At 63.5% G+C, this 19,605-nt stretch carries 19 protein-coding genes; 5 read left to right on the top strand and 14 right to left on the bottom strand.

Going from position 1 to position 19,605, the window contains the following annotated elements; genetic code table 11:
- Positions 1-51: 51 nt before the first annotated feature.
- Entirely contained in the window at positions 52-1,206 is a 1,155-nt protein-coding gene (locus tag H607_RS0107595; RefSeq protein WP_051240756.1) for a polyamine ABC transporter substrate-binding protein, read from the bottom strand.
- A 267-nt stretch (positions 1,207-1,473) separates the two neighbouring features.
- On the opposite strand from H607_RS0107595, the gene H607_RS0107600 reads away from it, so the two are divergent.
- Positions 1,474-1,755 (top strand): hypothetical protein, encoded by a 282-nt coding sequence (locus H607_RS0107600; protein WP_028874942.1) that lies wholly within the window; start codon positions 1,474-1,476, stop codon positions 1,753-1,755.
- Here H607_RS0107600 and H607_RS0107605 read toward each other — a convergent pair.
- Genes H607_RS0107605 through H607_RS13700 form a run of 3 tightly spaced genes read right to left on the bottom strand, consistent with a single transcriptional unit; the run spans position 1,750 to position 6,154 of the window.
- The gene (locus H607_RS0107605; RefSeq protein WP_028874943.1) at positions 1,750-3,051 is read right to left on the bottom strand and encodes a replication-associated recombination protein A; all 1,302 of its coding nucleotides are present in this window, start codon (positions 3,049-3,051) and stop codon (positions 1,750-1,752) included. The genes H607_RS0107600 and H607_RS0107605 overlap by 6 nt on opposite strands.
- Positions 3,048-3,704, bottom strand: coding sequence for an outer membrane lipoprotein periplasmic chaperone LolA (gene lolA / locus H607_RS12195; protein ID WP_051240757.1), 657 nt, complete (start codon positions 3,702-3,704; stop codon positions 3,048-3,050). Before lolA ends, H607_RS0107605 begins: the two co-directional genes overlap by 4 nt.
- The gene (locus H607_RS13700; protein WP_028874944.1) at positions 3,701-6,154 is read right to left on the bottom strand and encodes a DNA translocase FtsK; all 2,454 of its coding nucleotides are present in this window, start codon (positions 6,152-6,154) and stop codon (positions 3,701-3,703) included. Before H607_RS13700 ends, lolA begins: the two co-directional genes overlap by 4 nt.
- Before the next feature lie 155 nt (positions 6,155-6,309).
- On the opposite strand from H607_RS13700, the gene trxB reads away from it, so the two are divergent.
- Together trxB and H607_RS0107625 are read left to right on the top strand one after the other, a co-directional pair.
- Positions 6,310-7,263 (top strand): thioredoxin-disulfide reductase, encoded by a 954-nt coding sequence (trxB, locus tag H607_RS0107620; protein ID WP_028874945.1) that lies wholly within the window; start codon positions 6,310-6,312, stop codon positions 7,261-7,263.
- Between the two features lie 5 nt (positions 7,264-7,268).
- Positions 7,269-7,883 carry a Smr/MutS family protein gene (locus H607_RS0107625; RefSeq protein ID WP_051240758.1) on the top strand — a complete coding sequence of 205 codons (615 nt, stop codon included), beginning with the start codon at positions 7,269-7,271 and terminating at the stop codon, positions 7,881-7,883.
- 6 nt (positions 7,884-7,889) lie between these two features.
- On the opposite strand, the gene H607_RS0107630 is transcribed toward H607_RS0107625, so the two are convergent.
- The 5 genes from H607_RS0107630 to hemN all read right to left on the bottom strand — a co-directional run bounded on the left by H607_RS0107630 (position 7,890) and on the right by hemN (position 12,609).
- Entirely contained in the window at positions 7,890-8,228 is a 339-nt protein-coding gene (locus H607_RS0107630) for a P-II family nitrogen regulator (RefSeq protein WP_028874947.1), read from the bottom strand.
- Positions 8,225-9,862 carry an NAD+ synthase gene (locus H607_RS0107635; protein WP_028874948.1) on the bottom strand — a complete coding sequence of 546 codons (1,638 nt, stop codon included), beginning with the start codon at positions 9,860-9,862 and terminating at the stop codon, positions 8,225-8,227. Before H607_RS0107635 ends, H607_RS0107630 begins: the two co-directional genes overlap by 4 nt.
- A gap of 14 nt (positions 9,863-9,876) precedes the next feature.
- On the bottom strand, positions 9,877-10,410 hold the full coding sequence (gene ppa / locus H607_RS0107640; protein WP_028874949.1) for an inorganic diphosphatase: 534 nt from the start codon (positions 10,408-10,410) through the stop codon (positions 9,877-9,879).
- A gap of 84 nt (positions 10,411-10,494) precedes the next feature.
- Positions 10,495-11,196, bottom strand: coding sequence for a sulfite exporter TauE/SafE family protein (locus H607_RS0107645; RefSeq protein WP_028874950.1), 702 nt, complete (start codon positions 11,194-11,196; stop codon positions 10,495-10,497).
- Between the two features lie 9 nt (positions 11,197-11,205).
- On the bottom strand, positions 11,206-12,609 hold the full coding sequence (gene hemN / locus H607_RS0107650) for an oxygen-independent coproporphyrinogen III oxidase (protein WP_211218510.1): 1,404 nt from the start codon (positions 12,607-12,609) through the stop codon (positions 11,206-11,208).
- 115 nt (positions 12,610-12,724) lie between these two features.
- On the opposite strand from hemN, the gene fnr reads away from it, so the two are divergent.
- On the top strand, positions 12,725-13,462 hold the full coding sequence (gene fnr / locus H607_RS0107655) for a fumarate/nitrate reduction transcriptional regulator Fnr (RefSeq protein WP_028874952.1): 738 nt from the start codon (positions 12,725-12,727) through the stop codon (positions 13,460-13,462).
- A gap of 18 nt (positions 13,463-13,480) precedes the next feature.
- Here fnr and H607_RS0107660 read toward each other — a convergent pair whose 3' ends face one another.
- Together H607_RS0107660 and H607_RS0107665 are read right to left on the bottom strand one after the other, a co-directional pair.
- Positions 13,481-15,247: a PHA/PHB synthase family protein gene (locus H607_RS0107660; RefSeq protein ID WP_211218511.1), complete on the bottom strand. Its 1,767-nt coding sequence runs from the start codon at positions 15,245-15,247 to the stop codon at positions 13,481-13,483.
- The gene (locus tag H607_RS0107665) at positions 15,240-16,664 is read right to left on the bottom strand and encodes an MBL fold metallo-hydrolase RNA specificity domain-containing protein (protein WP_245563177.1); all 1,425 of its coding nucleotides are present in this window, start codon (positions 16,662-16,664) and stop codon (positions 15,240-15,242) included. The genes H607_RS0107660 and H607_RS0107665 overlap by 8 nt, the downstream gene beginning before the upstream one ends.
- 186 nt (positions 16,665-16,850) lie before the next feature.
- Between H607_RS0107665 and H607_RS12200 the strand changes: the two genes are divergently transcribed.
- Positions 16,851-17,294 (top strand): universal stress protein, encoded by a 444-nt coding sequence (locus H607_RS12200; protein ID WP_037990020.1) that lies wholly within the window; start codon positions 16,851-16,853, stop codon positions 17,292-17,294.
- 57 nt (positions 17,295-17,351) lie between these two features.
- On the opposite strand, the gene H607_RS13130 is transcribed toward H607_RS12200, so the two are convergent.
- Genes H607_RS13130 through ccoG form a run of 3 tightly spaced genes read right to left on the bottom strand, consistent with a single transcriptional unit; the run spans position 17,352 to position 19,512 of the window.
- Positions 17,352-17,528, bottom strand: a complete 177-nt coding sequence (locus H607_RS13130; RefSeq protein ID WP_083961985.1) for a DUF3149 domain-containing protein — start codon at positions 17,526-17,528, stop codon at positions 17,352-17,354.
- 15 nt (positions 17,529-17,543) lie between these two features.
- On the bottom strand, positions 17,544-18,062 hold the full coding sequence (locus tag H607_RS0107680; RefSeq protein WP_028874955.1) for a FixH family protein: 519 nt from the start codon (positions 18,060-18,062) through the stop codon (positions 17,544-17,546).
- A 16-nt stretch (positions 18,063-18,078) separates the two neighbouring features.
- Positions 18,079-19,512, bottom strand: a complete 1,434-nt coding sequence (gene ccoG, locus H607_RS0107685; RefSeq protein ID WP_028874956.1) for a cytochrome c oxidase accessory protein CcoG — start codon at positions 19,510-19,512, stop codon at positions 18,079-18,081.
- Positions 19,513-19,605: the final 93 nt, after the last annotated feature.

Here is a 19,605-nt window from a genome sequence, read left to right on the forward strand (position 1 = left end):
CGCCCCGGCCGAGACCAGGGCGCAGGCGACTCATTCAACGCAATACTTCATTCAGCGATTGGTGCGGAATTTCGTATAGTACTGCGTCACCAACCGTCTTTCTTCATTGCTATAGACTTTCGGCGGACGCAGCTTGCGCATCAATTCCGGCTTGAGGAAGACATAGTCGTTGTTCTTGATCGCAGCATCGACATAGGGCAAGGACGCCGGCACCGGATTGGCATAGAAAACGGTATTGGTGTCGGCCGCGATCACATCGGGTCGCAGGCGGTAGTCGAGAAATTTGTAGGCATTGTCGACGTGCTTCGCATCGGCGGGGATTGCCACCGTGTCAACGAGCAGTACCCCGCCATGCGTGGGCGGGAACACCTTGATGTTCACCCCGTTCTTCGCCTCCTTGGCCCGGTTGGCGGCAATGCCGATGTCGCCGGACCAGCCGAAGGACAGGCAGAGATTGCCGCCGGCCAGATCATTGATGTAGCCGCTCGAAGAGAGCTGTGTCACGTAGGGGCGGATCTTGTCGATCATCTCCCAGGCGCGGCGGAAATCCTCGCGATCGTGGCTATCCACGGGGATGTTCAGGTAATTGAACGCCGCCTCCATGATGTCGCCGCCGGAATCGAGCAGTGAAATGCCGCAACTCTTCAGCTTGCTCGCATACTCGGGCTTGAAGAGCAGATCCCAGGGGTTCTCGGGCATGGGCATGCCTTCGAGCGCCTTTTGCACCTTGTCGACGTTGATCCCCACCGTGGTATATCCCCACATCCAGGGAATGAGGTACTGGTTGCCGGGATCCATCGTCGCGAGCAGTTTCATGAGCTCGGGATCGAGGTTCTTGTAATTGGGGATTTTCGACTTGTCGATCGGCTTGAAGAACCCTGCCTTGATCTCGATCGCCCCCCAGTTGGCCGAAGGGACGACGATATCGTAGCCGGAATTCCCCGCGGCGAGCTTGGCGAACAGCGTCTCGTTCGAATCGAAGGTGTCGTAGCGCACCTTGATCCCCGTTTCCTTCTCGAAATTGGGGATGGTGGTCGGGGCGATGTAATCCGACCAATTATAGATGTTGAGCTGCTTGTCGTCCGAAGCCGCCTGCACCGCGCCCACTGCTGCGCAACACGTCAACGCTGCCGCTGCTGCCGCACGCCGCCACGACACTGCAGCAGCTTTCACGAACGGCAACCGCCCCCACAGGGTCTGCACCATCTCGTCGCCTCCTTCACTGAAAAAGGAAAAAAGCCGTGCCCCCACGGCCTGCGCTCGCCTCGTCAGCCTACTCGATGCGGCCGACGCGGACAAGCGCGAAGTGTAGCAAACCCCAAGCCCCAGCGGGGCATCCACGACATGATCCGTAAAAAATTTCCTCGATAGCCTAGACCAACGGAACGGACTGAAAACAAAAAGAAAATTCGATTGGACAACGGCCTGAAGCCAACCTATGCTGAAAATGCTGAATTTGGGCAGGATAGCGCCATGCTGACCTTACGCGACTGCCTCGACTACTGCAGCCTCACCGAAGAAGAAATCGGGCTGCTGGCCGAGCACCATGATCTTCCCGCCGAAGCCGCCGGCCTCATCGCCTGCAGCCTCACCCAATCCGACGAAGGCATCGTCGTGCTGACCAACTGGCTGCTCGAGATCGCCGAGCGCGCCTTGGCGCAAGGTGACGCCACCAAAGCCCAACGCGCCCATCAGGCCTGCAAGCGGCTGCTCGCCGATCACCCCTTGCACACCCCTGCCAACGCCGGTTCATGAGCGGCGCCGTTGCGCCTGCGCATCCAGTTCGCGCAGGTGCTCCAGTTTGGCGAGGATCTTCGCCTCCAGCCCCCGATCGACCGGGCGGTACCAGCGCTGCGGCGTCATGCCGTCGGGAAAATAGCGCTCGCCGGCGGCGTAGCCTTCGGGCTCGTCGTGGGGATAGCGGTAGGTTTTGCCGAAACCGAGTTCTTTCATGAGCCGGGTCGGGGCGTTGCGCAGATGCAGCGGTACCGGGCGCGAGCCGTCCTGACGCACGAAGGCACGCGCCGCGTTGTAGGCAAGGTACACGGCGTTCGATTTCGGCGCGCAGGCCAGGTACACCACCGCCTCGGCAAGCGCCAGTTCCCCTTCGGGCGACCCCAACCGTTCGTAAGCAGCGCAGGCATCGAGCGCGAGCGTGAGCGAGCGCGGATCGGCAAGGCCCACGTCTTCGCTCGCCATGCGCACGATGCGCCGCCCCAGATAGAGCGGATCGGCACCGCCGTCGAGCATGCGCACGAACCAGTAGAGCGCGGCGTCGGGGTCGGAGCCGCGCACCGCCTTGTGCAGGGCCGAAATCTGGTCGTAGAAGGCGTCGCCCCCCTTGTCGAAGCGCCGCAGCCGCTCGCCCATCACCGAACGCGCGAACGGCACGTCGATCACCGCCTGCCCCCGGGCCCGGGCCGCCTGCCACAGCCACTCCACGTCGTTCAACAGCCGCCGCGCATCCCCATCGGCGAGTTCGACTAGCATGGCGCGCGCCGCCTCGTCCAAAGGCACCGCCTCCTCGGGAAAACGCGCCTCGGCACGCGCGAGCAGCGTCGTGAGTGCCGTTGCATCCAGGGGTTCGAGCCGCAACACGGTGGTGCGCGACAGCAGCGCCGAATTGACCTCGAAGGAAGGGTTCTCGGTGGTGGCCCCGATGAAGGTCACCAAGCCTTCTTCGACCTGATGCAGGAATGCGTCCTGCTGCGCCTTGTTGAAGCGGTGCACTTCATCGACGAAGAGCACTGTCGTGCCGCCGCGCTCGCGCTCGGCACGGGCTTCGTCGATCGCCGCGCGGATCTCTTTCACCCCCGCCATGACGGCCGACAGGGCAATGAAGCGTGCGCCCACCGCCTGCGCGAGCAAGCGCGCGAGCGTCGTCTTCCCCACCCCGGGCGGTCCCCACAGGATCATGGAAAAAAGCCGCCCCTGCTCCCAGGCAACCCGCAGCGGCTTGCCCGGACCGAGCAGATGCTCCTGCCCCACCACCTCGTCGAGGTGCTGCGGACGCATGCGCTCGGCGAGCGGCGCGCGCGCCTCCCCGCTCATCGCCGCCCCGGATGGTTTTCCAGCACCTTGGTGCCGGGCGGCGCAGTGAAAGCGAACTCGGCCGGCGGCACCGACCAGGCCCGCTGGAATTCGGTGAACGTGATCTCACTCGTCTGGCCGAAATGATCCTCGAGGCGCATGCGCAGCAGCCGCTCTCCCATGCCTTCGACCACGACGCGCACGATGCCGGCCTCCCCCGAGCGCGCCCGCAGGCGCACCGCCCAGTGATCCCCTTCCACTTGCCCCCCTTCCGGGGCGAACTCGCGGTGCACGGCCTGGGCGTCCGCCAGGATTGCCACCGGTGAGCCGGAGAGCGCCTGCGCGAGCGGCGTCACCACCACTTGCTCCAGATCTGCGTCCCACACCTGCACGGTCTTGCCGTCGCTCACCACCAGCTGGCGTGCCGGTGCCGTTACCTCCCAGCGGAAACGGCTCGGCCGCTCATAGACGAAACGCCCTTCGGCGCGTTGCACCACCCTCCCCTGCGGGTCGAGCACCTCCTGACGGAAACGTCCCTGGGCCGCACTCGTCTGCGTCACGAAGGATTCGAGCCGCCGCACCGCCTCCCCGGCCACATTCGGTTGCGCGGCGGTCATTTCGATATGGCATATCGCCCACAGCGCGAGCGCCCATCCTGCGAAAACTTTTTTCACACCTCTTCTCCCCGCGCCGGCACCAGCACCTGGCGGTTGCCGTTGTGCTCCGGCGGCGACACCAGCCCTGCGCGTTCCATCGCCTCGATGAGCCGCGCCGCCCGGTTGTACCCGATGCGCAGATGCCGCTGCACCAGCGAGATCGAAGGCCGGCGCGTGCGCAGCACCACCTCTACTGCCTGATCGTACAAGGGATCGTCCTCTTCCCCTCCATCCGAACCTTCGAGGTTCTCTTCCCCCTCCTCGGGTTCAGCAAGCACCGCCTCGATGTACTGGGGCGGTCCGAGCCGCTTGAGGTATTCGACCACCCGATGCACCTCGTCGTCGGCGACGAAAGCCCCATGCACCCGGCGCGGCAGACCAGTTCCGGGTGCAAGATAGAGCATATCCCCCATACCGAGCAAAGTCTCGGCCCCCATCTGGTCGAGGATGGTGCGCGAATCCACTTTGGAAGAAACCTGAAAAGCGATGCGCGTGGGCACGTTGGCCTTGATGAGGCCGGTGATCACATCCACCGAAGGGCGCTGCGTCGCGAGGATGAGGTGGATGCCGGCCGCTCGAGCCTTCTGCGCGAGCCGGGCGATGAGCTCCTCGATGCGCTTGCCCACCACCATCATCAGATCGGCGAGCTCGTCGACCACGACGACGATATAGGGCATGCTTTCCAGCGGTTCGGGCGCGTCCGGCGTGAGCGAGAAGGGATTGCCGAGGTATTCGCCGTCATGCCGCGCCCGCTCGAGCAAGGCGTTGTAGCCAGCGATGTTGCGCACCCCCAGCGCGGCCATCAGCTTGTAGCGCCGCTCCATCTCGCCCACGCACCAGTCGAGCGCCTGGGCCGCGAGCCGCATGTCGGTGACCACCGGCGCGAGCAGGTGCGGGATCCCTTCGTAGATCGACAGTTCCAGCATCTTCGGGTCGACCATGATGAGGCGCACCCGTTCCGGCGTCGATTTGTAGATGAGCGACAGGATCATCGCGTTGATGCCGACCGACTTGCCCGAGCCGGTGGTCCCAGCCACCAGCAGGTGCGGCATCTTGGCCAGATCCGCCACCACCGGCTGTCCCGCGATGTCCTTGCCCAGACACAGCGTCAGGGGCGAGGCCATCTCGCGATAGGCGCGCGAATCGAGCACTTCGCTCAGACGCACGATCTGGCGTTTCGGGTTGGGTACTTCGAGCGCCATGCACGATTTCCCCGGGACGATCTCGACCACGCGGATCGACACGAGCGACAGCGCCCGCGCCAGATCCTTGGCCAGATTGACGATCTGCGCCCCCTTCACCCCCGTGGCCGGCTCGATTTCGTAGCGCGTCACCACCGGACCGGGAATCGTTCCGACCACCTGCACGCGTACGCCGAACTCGGCGAGCTTGCTCTCGATGAGCTGGGCCGTGGCCGCCATCGTCTCGGCGCTCACCGACACCGCCGCCGGTGTCGGCGCATCGAGTAAATCGAGCGGAGGCTGTGGCGCAAGCGCCACCCCAGACTCAGACACCTCGGCAGGGCGGCTCCGCGCACGCTCGGCACGCTTGCTCGTCGAAGCCTTCCGCTCCACTTCGGATCGGCGCTCCGCGGTGCGAACGGGCATTTTCGGCACGGAAACGCCCAGCCCCTCCGCCGATCGGTCTGTTCCTACCCCCAAGCTCGGTTCGACCCGCGGCGGTACGCTGCTTCGCACCGAGGAAGTACGCCGCGCAGCCCAGCGCTCGCGCCATGCGCTGGTCCACGAAAGGAACCGCCCCCATTGCCGACGCCAGGACTGACCCATTCCCTCCTCGTTGACCGGCGCTGAAACGAATCCGCCCCCTCCGCCGGGCGCCGCGGCCCGTTGCCGTTCCCAATGCCGCTGCAATCGAGTGATGAGCCCTTCCACCCCTCCACCAACGCGCTCACAGGCATCGAGCCAGGACATCCCGAAGGCCAAGCTGATGCCGGCCATCCACAGCGCGAGCAAAAGCAAGGTGCCGCCGGTAAAACCGAATTCGCGGGCAATCGTCTCGGCGAGCGTCATCCCGATCACTCCTCCCGGGCCCGAACCCTGAGGCAAAGAGAAAGTGTGGGTATGAAAGCGCAAGGCTTCCAGCGCGCTACTGGACAGCAACAAGAGGAACAAGCCAGCGGATGCCACTGCAAAAGACGCCCTCCAGCCCCGTTTGGGCCCCTCGAGCCCGTGCCACAAGCGCCAGGCGGACCACAACCCTCGTACCGCAAAAGCGAGCATCCACCAGGCGGAGATACCGAACAGCGACAAGAAGAGGTCCGCCAGCCAGGCCCCGACCCGCCCTCCGGGGTTGGCGATGGACTCCACCGCCGCATCGCGGGACCATCCCGGATCGGCAGGCGAATACCCGATGAGGATCAAGGCGAAATAGACGCCGAGTGCGGCGAGCAGCACCCAGACGAGTTCCCGCAGGCGACGGGAAGAACGCAACGAGGCGGTCCAGTTCATCAGCGAGGCCGTACCGCAGGAAAAGGAAGGAAAATTATACGCCAGCCCTCATCCCCCCTCGATGGTCACGGACAAGTGCAAGCGTAAGCATTCTATAATCAGCCACGAGCGCCGCATCCCTGTACCCTGCTCGTTCATTTTTTCGGAGCCTTCGCATGAGTACCCGTCACTGCCGCCTTCTCATCCTCGGTTCCGGCCCCGCCGGCTACACCGCCGCCATCTACGCCGCACGCGCCAACCTCGAGCCCGTTCTCATCACCGGGCTCGCGCAAGGCGGCCAGCTCATGACCACTACCGAGGTGGACAACTGGCCAGCCGAGCCCGAGGGCGTTCAAGGGCCGGAACTCATGGAACGTTTCGAGAAACACGCCCGCCGCTTCGGTACCGACATCGTGTTCGACCACATCCACACGGCCGACCTCACGCAACGCCCATTCCGTCTCGAAGGCGATGCCGGCAGCTACACGTGCGACGCACTCATCATCGCCACCGGCGCCACCGCCAAGTACCTCGGCTTGCCGTCCGAGGAAAAGTTCATGGGCCGGGGCGTGTCGGCCTGCGCCACCTGCGACGGGTTCTTCTACAAGAATGAGGACGTCGCCGTGATCGGTGGCGGCAACACCGCCGTCGAAGAAGCGCTCTATCTCGCCAACATCGCGCGCAAGGTCACCGTCGTGCATCGCCGTCAGCAGTTCCGTGCCGAGAAGATCATGGTCGACAAACTCATGGAGAAAGTCGCCGCCGGCAAGATCGAATTGGTACTCGACAGCGTGGTGGATGAAATCCTGGGCGACGACTCCGGCGTGACCGGCATCCGTGTCAAGCACGTGGTCGACGGCAGCACGCGAGAGATTCCCGTCAAGGGCGTATTCATCGCCATCGGACACAAGCCCAACACGGAGCTCTTCGTCGGCCAGCTCGACATGGAAAATGGCTACATCGTCACGCGTGGCGGTCGCCATGGCAACGCCACGGCCACCTCGATCGAAGGAGTTTTCGCCGCCGGCGACGTGCAAGATCAAGTCTATCGCCAGGCCGTGACCAGCGCCGGCACGGGCTGCATGGCGGCGCTCGATGCCGAGCGCTACCTCGACGGTCTGGGAAGCTAAGTCCGATGGCCCGCCCGCGTCCTCCGGCCTGGGCGGCACCTTTGGTCGAGCTCAAAAAACAGGGCTCGCCCCGGGTCGGCGCCGCGCCCTCGAAGTCGATCCCCGAAGAAGCGGATTGGCGCGAGGGCGTTCGCCCGCTTACGTTCCCCCCGCGGGTGGAGCCCGAGCGCCCGCGCCCGGCGCCGGTGCCGCGGCAAAAGCTCGCCGACGAGCGCACCATCCTCGCCGAGGAGCTGCTCGCCCCGCTGGAACTCGAAGATTGGCTGGAAGCCGACGAGAGCACCCACTTCCTGCGCCCCGGCGTGCCGCGGCGAGTGCTCATCGACCTGCGGCGCAGCCGCTGGGCCCTGCAAGGCGAAGTCGACCTGCATGGCCTCACGCGGCTCGAAGCACGCGAGGCGCTCTCGGCCTACCTCGCCCGCGCCCGGCGCCAAGGGCTGCGCTGCATCCGCGTCATCCACGGCAAGGGGCTGCGCTCGCCGGGCGGCTTTTCCGTGCTGCGCCACCTGTCGCGGCGCTGGCTCGCGCAGCGCGACGAGATCCTCGCTTTCTGCGAAGCTCCGCCGGCGCGCGGCGGCAGCGGCGCGCTCATCGTGCTGCTGCGCGCCCCGCGGGAATGACCCGCCTCAAATGGCGTTGCCGTCGGTCTCACCGGTGCGAATGCGGATCACCTGTTCGACCGGCAGCACGAAGATCTTGCCGTCGCCGATCTTGCCGGTGCGCGCCGTCTCCATGATGACGTCGACCACCTGGGCGACGCGGTCGTCGGTGACGACCACCTCCACTTTGATCTTCGGCAGGAAATCGACCACGTATTCGGCACCGCGGTAGAGTTCCGTATGCCCTTTCTGGCGGCCGAATCCCTTGACCTCGGTGACGGTCAGACCACTCACTCCGATCTCGGAGAGCGCCTCGCGCACCTCGTCGAGCTTGAACGGCTTGATGATCGCTTCGATCTTCTTCATGATCCGCTCTCCTCGTCGTATTCGTCGGCATAGCGCGCCGTGATGGGATAGCGCCAGTCGCGCCCGAAAGCACGGCGGCTCACCCGTACGCCGATCGGCGCCTGGCGCCGTTTGTATTCGCTACGTTTCAACAGCGTCACGGTGCGCCGCACCGCCGCAGCGTCGAACCCAGCAGCGATGATCTCACGGGGCGAGCATTCCCACTCCATGTAGCGCTCGATGATCTGATCGAGCACTTCATAAGGCGGCAAGGAATCCTGGTCGCATTGATCGGGCTTGAGCTCGGCCGAAGGAGGGCGCGTAATGATACGCTCGGGGATCACCTCACCATGGCGGTTGCACCAACGCGCGAGCCGATACACCTGAGTCTTATACACGTCCTTGAGCACGGCAAAGCCGCCTGCCATGTCGCCGTAGAGCGTGGCGTAGCCGGTGGCCATCTCGCTCTTGTTGCCGGTGGTGAGCACCAACGCCCCGGTCTTGTTGGAAAGCGCCATCAGAAGCACCCCGCGGATGCGCGACTGCAGGTTCTCTTCGGTGGTATCCGGCGGCAAGCCGGCGAAGAAAGGCTCCAGCATCGCTGCGAACGTGTTCATCGCTGGCTCGATGGGAATGACGTCGTAGCGCACTCCGAGCCGGGCAGCGAGCGTCGCGGCGTCTTCCAGGCTCATCGCCGCCGTATAGGGCGAAGGCAGCATCACGGCGCGCACGCGCTCCGGCCCCAAGGCGTCGACCGCGAGGCACAGCGTGAGCGCCGAATCGATACCACCGGAGAGCCCGATGATCGCGCCGGGGAAACCGTTCTTGCCGAGGTAATCGCGCACCCCCGACACCAGCGCCCGATAAAGCTCCTCTTCCGGCGGCAAGGGCTCGAAGGAAGGCGCATGCGGCCGCCAATACCCCTCACGCCACTCGATCACCGCCTCGTTCTCGGCGAAGAACGGTCCCTGCCAAGCCAAGGCGCCTTGCGCGTCGATCGCGAAGGAAGCGCCGTCGAAGACGAGCTCATCCTGCCCCCCCACCAGATTGGCGTAGAGCAGCGCCCGGCCGGAAGCCCGGACCCGCTCGGCGATCACGGCTTGCCGCTCACGCCACTTCTGCTGGTGGTAGGGCGAAGCGTTGAGCGCCACGACGAGCTCTGCGCCCTGCGCCACCGTCTCTTCTACCGGCCCTGCCGACCAGGCATCCTCGCAGATCACCACCCCCACCCGCACGCCTTGGTGGGTGAAGACGAAGGGCTCATTGCCAGCGCAGAAGTAACGTTTCTCGTCGAAGACGGCGTAGTTCGGCAAGCGGCGCTTGCGATAGATCCCCTCGATACGGCCGCCGCGCAGCAGCGCCGCCGCATTGAATCGCCCGCCCTCGTCGACCCAGGGCACGCCGACGAGCAGCGCCGGCCCAGCAGCCGTATGCACCGCCAAAGATTCCAGATGGCGCCGCGCTGCGCGATAAAAGTCGGGGCGCAACAGCAGATCTTCGGGCGGATAACCGCTCAGGGCGAGCTCGGGGGTGAGGACGAGCTCCGCGCCCTGGGCGGCGAGCCGCGTGAATGCTCCGGCAATGAGGGATTCATTGTAGGCAAAATCGCCCACCACCGGATCGATCTGGGCCAAGCCCAGGCGCAGTGCGCTCATCCTCTACGCACTGCCTACTTGGCCGACGAGGCGTTCTTCACGCCGGCGAGGATCTCCTGCTTGGCCTCCTCCACGCCCGCCCAGCCGAGCACCTTGACCCACTTGCCCGGCTCCAGATCCTTGTAGTGCTCGAAGAAATGCACGGTCTGTTTCAGCAGGAGCTCCGGCAGATCCTCGAGCGAGTGCACCTTGTCGTAGAGCGGCGTGAGCTTGGACACCGGCACCGCCACCACCTTGGCATCGACGCCCGATTCGTCTTCCATCTTCAGCAAACCCACCGGACGGCAGCGGATCACCACCCCCGGCTGCAGCGGAAACGGTGTGACCACGAGCACGTCGACCGGATCGCCATCCCCGGCCACCGTGTGCGGCACGTAGCCATAATTGAGCGGATAGCGCATCGTCGTGCCCATGAAACGGTCGACGAAAATGGCGCCGCTATCCTTGTCCACCTCGAATTTGATCGGATCGGACTGTGCCGGGATCTCGATGATGACGTTGATGTCGTTGGGCACGTCCTTGCCGGCGGAAACGCGTTCGAAAGCCATGGAAACTCCTCCCTCGTACAAAAAAACCCTGGCCGGCGCGACCGGCTCGACTGGAGGAGGATTATATAACGCCCCTTCGCGGCTTCAGGGGTGACAGACCACGCCCTGCCAGATCATTCCACCGAGCTGCGGCGCGCGCCACAGACCGAGCAGCCCGAAAGCGACCACCAGCAGGCCCGCAGCGCTGCGCACCCAGGGGCGTCCTGCCAGGTCGCGAAAGCGCCGCAACAGCAGCCCCGCGGCGAGCAGATTCGGCAACGTGCCCAAACCGAACGCGAGCATCACCCCGGCACCGCGCACCCCGTCACCCGCAAGCAGCGCCGTCGCGAGCACGCTATAGACGAGTCCACAGGGCAGGAATCCCCACAACAGACCGAGCGGAAACGCCTGCGCCACCGAACGCACCGGCAGGAAACGGCGTGTGGCCGGCTGCACCCACCGCCACAGCCGATGCCCGGCGCGCTCGAAGGGAGCGAGCCAGCGCGTCTGGCCGAGAAAATAGAGCCCCATGGCCACCAACATGAGATTGGCGAGCACGTAGAGCGTAAGCTGTACCGGCAGCACCCCTTCCAGCATTCCGCCGATGGCCCCCAGCCAGCCCAGCACCGCGCCGAGCAGCGTGTAGGTGGTGATGCGGCCGAAGTTGTAGGCCAGATGCAGCGGCCACTTCGCCCCCTGCGCCGTCTGCAGCGACAAGGCGCCGACGATACCGCCGCACATGCCGAGGCAGTGCACCCCGCCCAGGAGCCCGATGAGGAAGACCGCGAGAAAACCGTTCCAAGCCACGCCGCCGCCTCAGATCACGCGCGAATAGCGCGCCCGCTCGCGATCGTGGCGCAGATAACGGTCGAACACCATGGCGATCGCCCGCACCAGCAGCCGCCCCGGCGGCAGCACCGTGATCCAGCGATCCCCGATCTCCACCAGCCCCGCCTCGGCCATGCGCTCCAAGTCGTGCAATTCCGGGGCGAAGTAGCGGCGAAACTCGATGAGATGCGCGATCTCGATCGACTCGATCGACAGCTCGAAATGGCACATCAACGCCTGAATGATGGAGCGACGCAGCACGTCGTCGGCAGTCAGTTCCACCCCGCGCAGCACCGGCAGCTCACCCCGCTCGAGGGCGTCGTAGTAATCTTCCTCCGTCTTGTGATTCTGCGCGTAGATCGCCCCCAGTTTGCTGATGGAGGAAATGCCGAAAGCGATCATGTCGCACTCGGCCTGGGTCGAATATCCTTGGAAATTGCGGTGCAACCGCCCCTGCTGCTGGGCGATCGTCAGCTCGTCGTCGGGCTTGGCGAAGTGATCCATCCCGATATAGACGTAACCGGCATCGACCAGACGCTCGATGGCGTACTTCATGATGCCGAGCTTGTCGGCCGCCGTGGGCAGCGCCGACTCCTCGATGCGCCGCTGCGGCTTGAAGAGCCGCGGCAGGTGGGCATAGCTGTAGAGCGAGAGGCGATCGGGCGAGAGTTCGATCACCCGTTCGAGCGTGGCGGCAAAGCGCTCCACCGTCTGGTGCGGCAAGCCATAGATGAGATCCATGCTCACCGACTTGAAGCCGTTTTCGCGCGCCGCCTCCAGCACCGCCGCCGTTTCGTCGAAACTCTGGATACGATTGACCGCCGCCTGGACCAGCGGGTCGAAGTCCTGTACCCCGATGCTCATGCGATTGAACCCGAGCTCGGCGAGCAGAGCTACCTGCGCCGCATCGACTTTGCGCGGGTCGACTTCGATGGAAAATTCACCGTGCTCGGCGAGCTGGAAACGCGACCGGATCGCCGCCATCAATCGGCGCATCTCGTCTTCGGCAAGGAAAGTGGGCGTACCACCTCCCAGATGCAGCTGGGTGACTTCACGGCCGCCGGCCAGATGGCGATCGACGAGTCCGATCTCGCGCTCGAGGAAATCGAGATAGCGGGCGCTGCGGGAATGATCCTTGGTGATGATCTTGTTGCAAGCGCAATAGTAACAAATCGTATTGCAGAAGGGAATGTGCACGTATAATGACAGCGGCCGGTTCAAACCCCCCACTTCGCGGCTGCCGAGCCAGCGCGCGTACTGGGCCGGCCCGAAGGCTTCGACGAAGCGATCCGCCGTTGGATAGGAAGTATAGCGCGGCCCGCTGATGTCGAATCGGCGGATCAGCTCCGGATCGACGACGAGGCGATGGATTTCTTGCATCGTGGCATTCATGGACGGACGCCCACCTGGTTTTCCTGCGTTAGATTCTCATAATATGGCACGAAACGGCCGACGACAGGTTGACCGTCATCAACGAAAACGTTTCCTTTTCCCCCAGAGAAGCACAATGGACCTCCAACTTCCGCCCACTCTGCGCCAGTTGCGCGTGGCTTGCTCCCAGTGCAACCTGATGGAACTGTGCCTGCCGGTCGGGTTGAGCGAAGAAGACGTCGCCCGCATCGAAGAGCTCGTTGGCACGCGCCGCAAGCTGCGGCGCCATCAGGCCCTCTACGAGACGCGTATGCCGTTTCAGGCGCTCTATGCCATCCGCGCCGGTTCGTTCAAGACCACCATCGTGCTCGAGGATGGCCGGGAGCAGGTCACCGGATTCCAGATGACCGGCGAGCTGCTGGGGCTGGACGGCATCAGCACGGGGCAGCACGTCGTCAGCGCCATCGCACTCGAAGACAGCGAAGTCTGCGTGATCGAATACGCCCGACTCGAAGCACTCGCACGCGAGATCCACGGACTTCAAGCGCAGTTTCACAAAGTACTCTCGCGCGAGATCGTGCGCGAACAAAGCGTCATGATGCTGCTCGGCACCATGCGTGCCGAAGAGCGGCTCGCTGCCTTCCTGCTCAACCTGGCGCAGCGCTTCGCCGCCCGCGGTTTCTCGGGCACGGAATTCCGGCTACGGATGACGCGCGAAGAAATCGGCTCTTACCTCGGGCTCAAACTCGAGACGGTCTCCCGCACCCTGTCGCACTTCCAGGAAGAAGGGCTCATCGAGGTGCAGCACAAAAACATCCGCCTGTGCGACCGGGAGCGCCTGCGCGGTCTCATCCAGGCGCCCCTGTCTCACTAAACACGAACCGGCGCGCCGTCAGCGTTCGAGCACGTAGCTTCCCGGCGCCTTGCCGAGCGAAGGCACGCTCGCCGGGTCCTTCGGTGCCACCATCTCGCCCGCCTGCGGCCTGAGCCAGGCGACCCAATCCTCCCACCAGCTGTTGGGATGCTCGGGTGCCGACTTGAGCCAGGAATCGGCCCTCGGTACCGGATCGGAGAGATCGCTCGCCCAATATTTGCGTTTGGGTGGATTCTTCGGTGGGTTGATGATACCCAGGATGTGCCCCGAGCTCGACAGCACATAGCGCCGCGGGCCACGAACATGTCGCATCAGCTTGAAGGTCTGCTGCCACGGCGCGATGTGATCGTCTTCGGTGCCTACGGCATAGACCGGCTGCACGATCTGACGCAGATCCACGGGAACGCCCGCCAGGGTCAGTGCGTCGGGCTGTATGAGGCGGTTGTTGAGATAAAATTCGCGCAGATACCAGCAGTGCATCTTCGCCGGCATACGCGTCGGATCCATGTTCCAGTAGAGCACGTCGAAGGGCGCCGGCTCCTCGCCATAGAGCCAACCGTGCACGATGTAGCGCCAGATGAGGCTGTTGGAGCGCAACAAACGGAACGCCTCGGCCATGTCCTCGCCACGCAAGTAGCCGTCGATCTGCATCTTGCGGCAGAGAAAATCGACCGTGGCCGGATCGATGAAGACCTCGATGTCGCCCGGGGCGGAGAAATCGACGAGAGTCGTAAAGAAGGTTGCATCCGCCACGGGACAAGCCTCTGCCCCCACCTTGCGGTTCATCACCGCGAGGTAGCTCGCCAAGGCCGTACCACCGATGCAGTAACCCACGGCATTGACCTTGTCGGCACCGGTGATCGAACGCGCCGTCTCGACGAGCACATCCACTCCCTGCATGAGGTAATCGTCGAAGGTCGTGTTGGCCATCTCGCGTGTGGGGTTTTTCCAACTAATGATGAAGACTTCGAACCCCTGGTCGCACAGATACTTCACCAAGCTCTTGTCGGGCGTGAGGTCGAGCACGTAGAACTTGTTGATCCACGGCGGCACGATCACCACCGGACGGCGATGCACCTGTGGCCTCGTGGGCGCATAACGGATGACCTCCACGAGCCAATTGCGGTGTACTACGTCGCCTGGAGTCGTGGCGAGGTTCACGCCGACGTGGAAATCGTCCGGACGTGTCATGCGCACGGAACCTGCCGCCATGTCGGCGAAGAAATTCTTGAGCCCCTCTAAGAGGCTCAACCCAGAGGTCTTGACCGCCAACTCACGCGCCTTGGGGTTGGTCCAAAAAAAATTGGTCGGCGCAAGGGCATTGACGAGCTCTCCCGTCCAGAAGACGGCACGGCGCCGCTCGCGCTCATCAAGCGCCGGTGTCTGGCGCATCATCTCGACTAGAGACTGCCCCCAGCCGAGATAGCCCTGCTGCAACGCCGACCACCAGGCCGATTCAGTCCATACGGGATGGTCCCAACGAATGTCGTAAGGTTCGGGCACGAAGGGCGGCTCGGCCTCCTGCCCCGAGAGCCGCTGCGCGACATAGCGCATCAAGGCCACGTTGCGCTTGCCCAGCTCGATCTCTTTCGACCACAGTGCTACCGGGTGCAAGGCCCACAGCACCTGAGCATGCAGGATGGGGGCGACGTTACCCAAAGGATCGAAACTGCCCTCCATCGCCCGGTGCACGATCTCGGCCACCTGTTCAGGCATCTCCTCGATGCGTCGTTCCACTTCCTCGTGCGGCTCCTGCCGCGGATTGCGTGCCCTACTTCTAGCCATGACGACCTCCTCGTTGCCAGAAATCCTGCCACGTCTGACCGCGAACCGGGATCTCGACCTCGGACCACCCAAGCTCGCTGCGGATCGTATGGGCGAAGGCTTGCGATTGCCCCGATTCACCATGCGTGACGAAACACTGCTGCGGCGGATGCCGGAAACCGCGCAACCAAGCAAGCAGACCGCGCCGGTCGGCATGCGCCGACATGCTCCCTATCGTATGCAGACTAGCGCGCACCGCGATTCGTTCCCCGAAGATCGTCACCTGTTGCGCCCCATCGACGAGACGCCGCCCCAAGGTGCCCGCCGCCTGGAAGCCGGCGATGACGATGGCGCATTCAGGGCGGGGCAAATTGTATTTTAGGTGATATTTGATGCGACCTGCCTCACACATGCCACTGGCCGAAACGATCACCAGCCCCGAGCGCACGTTGTTGAGCGCCATCGATTCCTCCACGCTGGCCGTGAAACGCAGGCGAAAACGGTCACGGTGCCGCTGCATCCAAGAAAAGAGTTCACGGCTGGGCTCATTCCACAACTCGAGATGCCGCGCCGAAATCTCGCTCGCCTCGGCCGCCATGGGAGAGTCGACCACCACGTTGAGCGAACCCAAACGACCACGGCGCACCAAGTCGGCGAGCACGAGGATCATCTCCTGGGTACGGCCGACGGCGAAGGCCGGGATTACGACGTTGCCCCGCGGCAAAGTCTCGCGCAGCACCGTCTCCAGCTCGGAGACCGACTCGTCCCACGGACGATGCTCGCGATCGCCGTAAGTCGATTCGACCCAGACGACATCGGCCTGCGGAATCAGCGCCGGGTCGCGTACCAAGGGCCGTCCGGGCATGCCCAGATCTCCGCTGAAGACCCAGCGGCGCAGCGCCCCGTCGCCGCGCTCGAGCTCCAGCTCGACGATGGCCGAACCCAGGATGTGACCTGCTTCATGAAACCTCGCGCGCACGCCCGGCAATACCGGGAACCAACGGCCGTAGTCGTGCCGCTGCAGCCAGCGCAAACTCTCCTGTGCCTGCGCCACCGTGTAGAGCGGCGCATCGGTGACCATCAGACGGCGGCGAGTACGGTGCGACTGTTTCGAGAGCCACTCCCATTCCTTTTCCTGGATGTGGGCACTGTCGAGCAACATCACCCGCAACAAGTCGGCAGTCGCTTCCGTCACATGGATCGGCGCCCTTGCGCCTAAAGCCACCAGGCGCGGCAACAAACCGGAATGATCCAGATGCCCATGGGTGACGATCACCGCCTGCAGCGCCCACGGATCGAACGCAAATGCTTCCAAATTCTTGCGCGTCGCTTCGCGCCCCCCCTGGAACATACCGCACTCGACGAGAAATTCGCCACTAGGTAGCGCCACGTGGTAACACGACCCTGTGACTTCCTGCACGCCTCCGAGGAAACGCACCTCGGGCAAGGAAGGGAGAGCGCGACGCAAAAAATGGGGAGGTTCGCGACGACGTCCCCTTCCGGCCTCGTGTCCTCCATGGTCTCCGCGACCCTGCTCCGGTCGCCGCCCTTTCTTCGTCATCTTGCACCTCGGCCGAGCGTGGTTATAATGAGCCGATGTTAACCTACTCGAGGAGGGAGCACGATGTTCAAGCACATTCTGGTGCCGACGGACGGCTCGGATCTATCGCGCAGTGCCTGTGAGCGCGCCGTCGCCTTTGCCAAAAGCATCGGCGCGAAAATCACCTTTTTCTATGCCCAACCGGATTTCCCGCTCCCCGTCTATGGAGAAGGCGCCCTGATCGATCCGACCACGCCGGATCAATTCCGCCGCGCTGCCAAAGAAGAAGCCGACCGGATCCTCGCCGAAGCCAAAGCGATGGCGGAAAAGGAAAACGTGCCGTGCGACACCGACACCGTGGTGAGCGACACGCCGTGGGAGGCGATCATCGATTGCGCCCAGCGCCACGGCTGCGATCTCATCTTCATGGCCTCGCACGGCCGCCGCGGCATCGCCAGCCTGCTGCTCGGCAGCGAGACACAAAAGGTACTCACCCACAGCAAGCTGCCGGTACTGGTCTATCGCTGACCCCTGCACCCCTCTAGAGGGAGAAAAAGGCCGCCCTCAAGGCGGCCCTTTTCTCATCTAGGACAAGCGGTGTTGCTCTTGCCCCGCAGAGGTAGCGCCGGTTTTCTCTTCCTGCTGGATCTGCTGCTTGACGTAGCGATAGATGTAAAAAGCCATCACGATGATGAAGGCGATGGTGAACAGGCTCAGCAAGCCGATCCCCGAAGAAAACAATTCACGCAGTGCGTCCGACATGGCACGTCCCTCCTTTCAGTCTTCCGTAGGTACGAACGGTACGATCTTCACCTCGCTCTCTGTGGGAACATGCACGGCCCCGTTCAAACGCCATTCGCGGGACTCATCTTCTATCTGGACCAACCACCGCCCAGGCATGAGCGGCGCAATCGGTGCGACGTAGCGCCCCTCGTCGCGCACCAGATGTACCACCTGGTCCATACCGGCCCGGGTGGGGTGGCTCAAGGTTACGATGAGGAAAGGAGGTTTCGTCTTGGCACTCGTCTCATCGAAATGCAGGCGCAGACGTTCGGCATCGAGACTCACGTACGCGACGAGACCGAGTTCCCCCGCCTTGAGCGAACGATCCATCGTCTTGCGAATCGCCAAGCCTTCCTTGTAATAATCGTCGACCACCAAACCATCCCAGGTCTTGATCGCCAGCCACAAGGTGATGAAACCACCCACCACGGCAGCTGCCGGCGGCAACATCAACAGCCACGGCCATTTCTGCCGATACCAAGGTAACGACCGAGATGTATTGCGCGCATCCATCCGAGCTTCCATTGCCTTACTCCGGAATGATGAAGGTTGCCAGCTCTCGAGTCACGTTTTCAGGCTCGCCCACCACCTTGACCTCGAAATAGATTTTGTGCGTTCCGGCAGGCGCCGTCCCTGCCGGCGCCTGCACCTGCACCGTCAGCGGCAAGGTCGTGGCCGGAGGAACGTCGAACTCCGCAGGACCTTCGAGTTTGAGGTTGGGCAAACCGCCTACCGTCAGGGTGAAGCGCCGGGGACGCTCGACCATGTTCATGATGTTGAGCGTATAGACGTTCTCGATCCAGCCGCCGCGGATCTCGCGCGCGAGCGAGGCCCGGTCACGCATCACGTCGACGCGCACGTCGGGACGCGTGGCGATTTTCCAGAAGAGCACCGAAGCCACCACGATGAGGATGACGCCGTAGATGAGCACTCGCGGACGCAGCGCACGGCGGATGGTCTGGGCGCGGTCCCAATGATTCGCCATCGCGTTTTCGGTGGTGTAACGGATGAGTCCGCGAGGGTAGCCCATCTTGTCCATCACCTGGTTGCAGGCATCGATACAGGCGGCACAGGCGATACATTCGTACTGCAACCCATTACGGATGTCGATCCCCGTGGGGCAGACCTGCACGCAGATGCCGCAGTCGATGCAATCCCCCAGACCCAGCGAACGGGGATCGACCCCTTTCTTGCGCGGCCCGCGCGGCTCGCCGCGCTCGGCATCGTACGTGATGATGAGGGTGTCCGGGTCGAACATCACGCCCTGGAAGCGGGCGTAAGGACACATGTACTTGCAAACCTGCTCACGCAGCACCCCGGCAAGCAGAAAGGTAAACCCGGCGTAGAAGAAAATCCAGAAAGTCTCCCACGGGCCGAAGCTCCAGGAAAGCAGCTCATGCCACAATTCCCTTTGCGGCGTGAAATAGCTCACCAGAGTAAAACCCGTGATCAGGGAGAAAAGGATCCATACCGCATATTTGGTGCCGCGCTTGAGGATTTTCTCCATCGTCCAAGGCGAGGCGTCGAGTTTACGCCGCTTGATGTGATCGCCCTCGATCTTCTCTTCGAACCACATGAAGATCTCGGTATAGACGGTTTGCGGACAAGTATAGCCGCACCACACCCGCCCCGCCACGGCACTAAAGAAAAAGAGTGCGTAGGCCGAAAGGATCAGAATGAGCGAGAGGTAGAAGACGTCCTGCGGCCAGAACACCCATCCGAAGAGGTAGAACTTGCGCTCGACCAGGTGAAAGAGCACGGCCTGGCGGTCGTTCCAGGTGAGCCACGGAAAACCGTAGAAAATCGCCTGCGTGAGGAAGACGAAGAACCACCGCAGCCGCTGGAACGGGCCGGAGGTGGAACGGACATAGAGCTTCTTGCGTTTGGCATAAAGCGTGGAAGGCGCTTCCTCGGAAGCCGTCTTTGCAGAACGCGTCTCAACGGTTTTCAGCGGTTCATTCATGGGGGAAACATCTCGTTGTCAGGAAACCACCCTCTTTATAGAACACTTCCGGGTGGAAAGCGGCAGCGAGACGCAGCTACGCCTCGCCGCCCG

The organism is Tepidiphilus margaritifer DSM 15129 (genome assembly GCF_000425565.1).
In the GTDB taxonomy this organism is placed as follows: Bacteria; Pseudomonadota; Gammaproteobacteria; order Burkholderiales; family Rhodocyclaceae; genus Tepidiphilus; species Tepidiphilus margaritifer.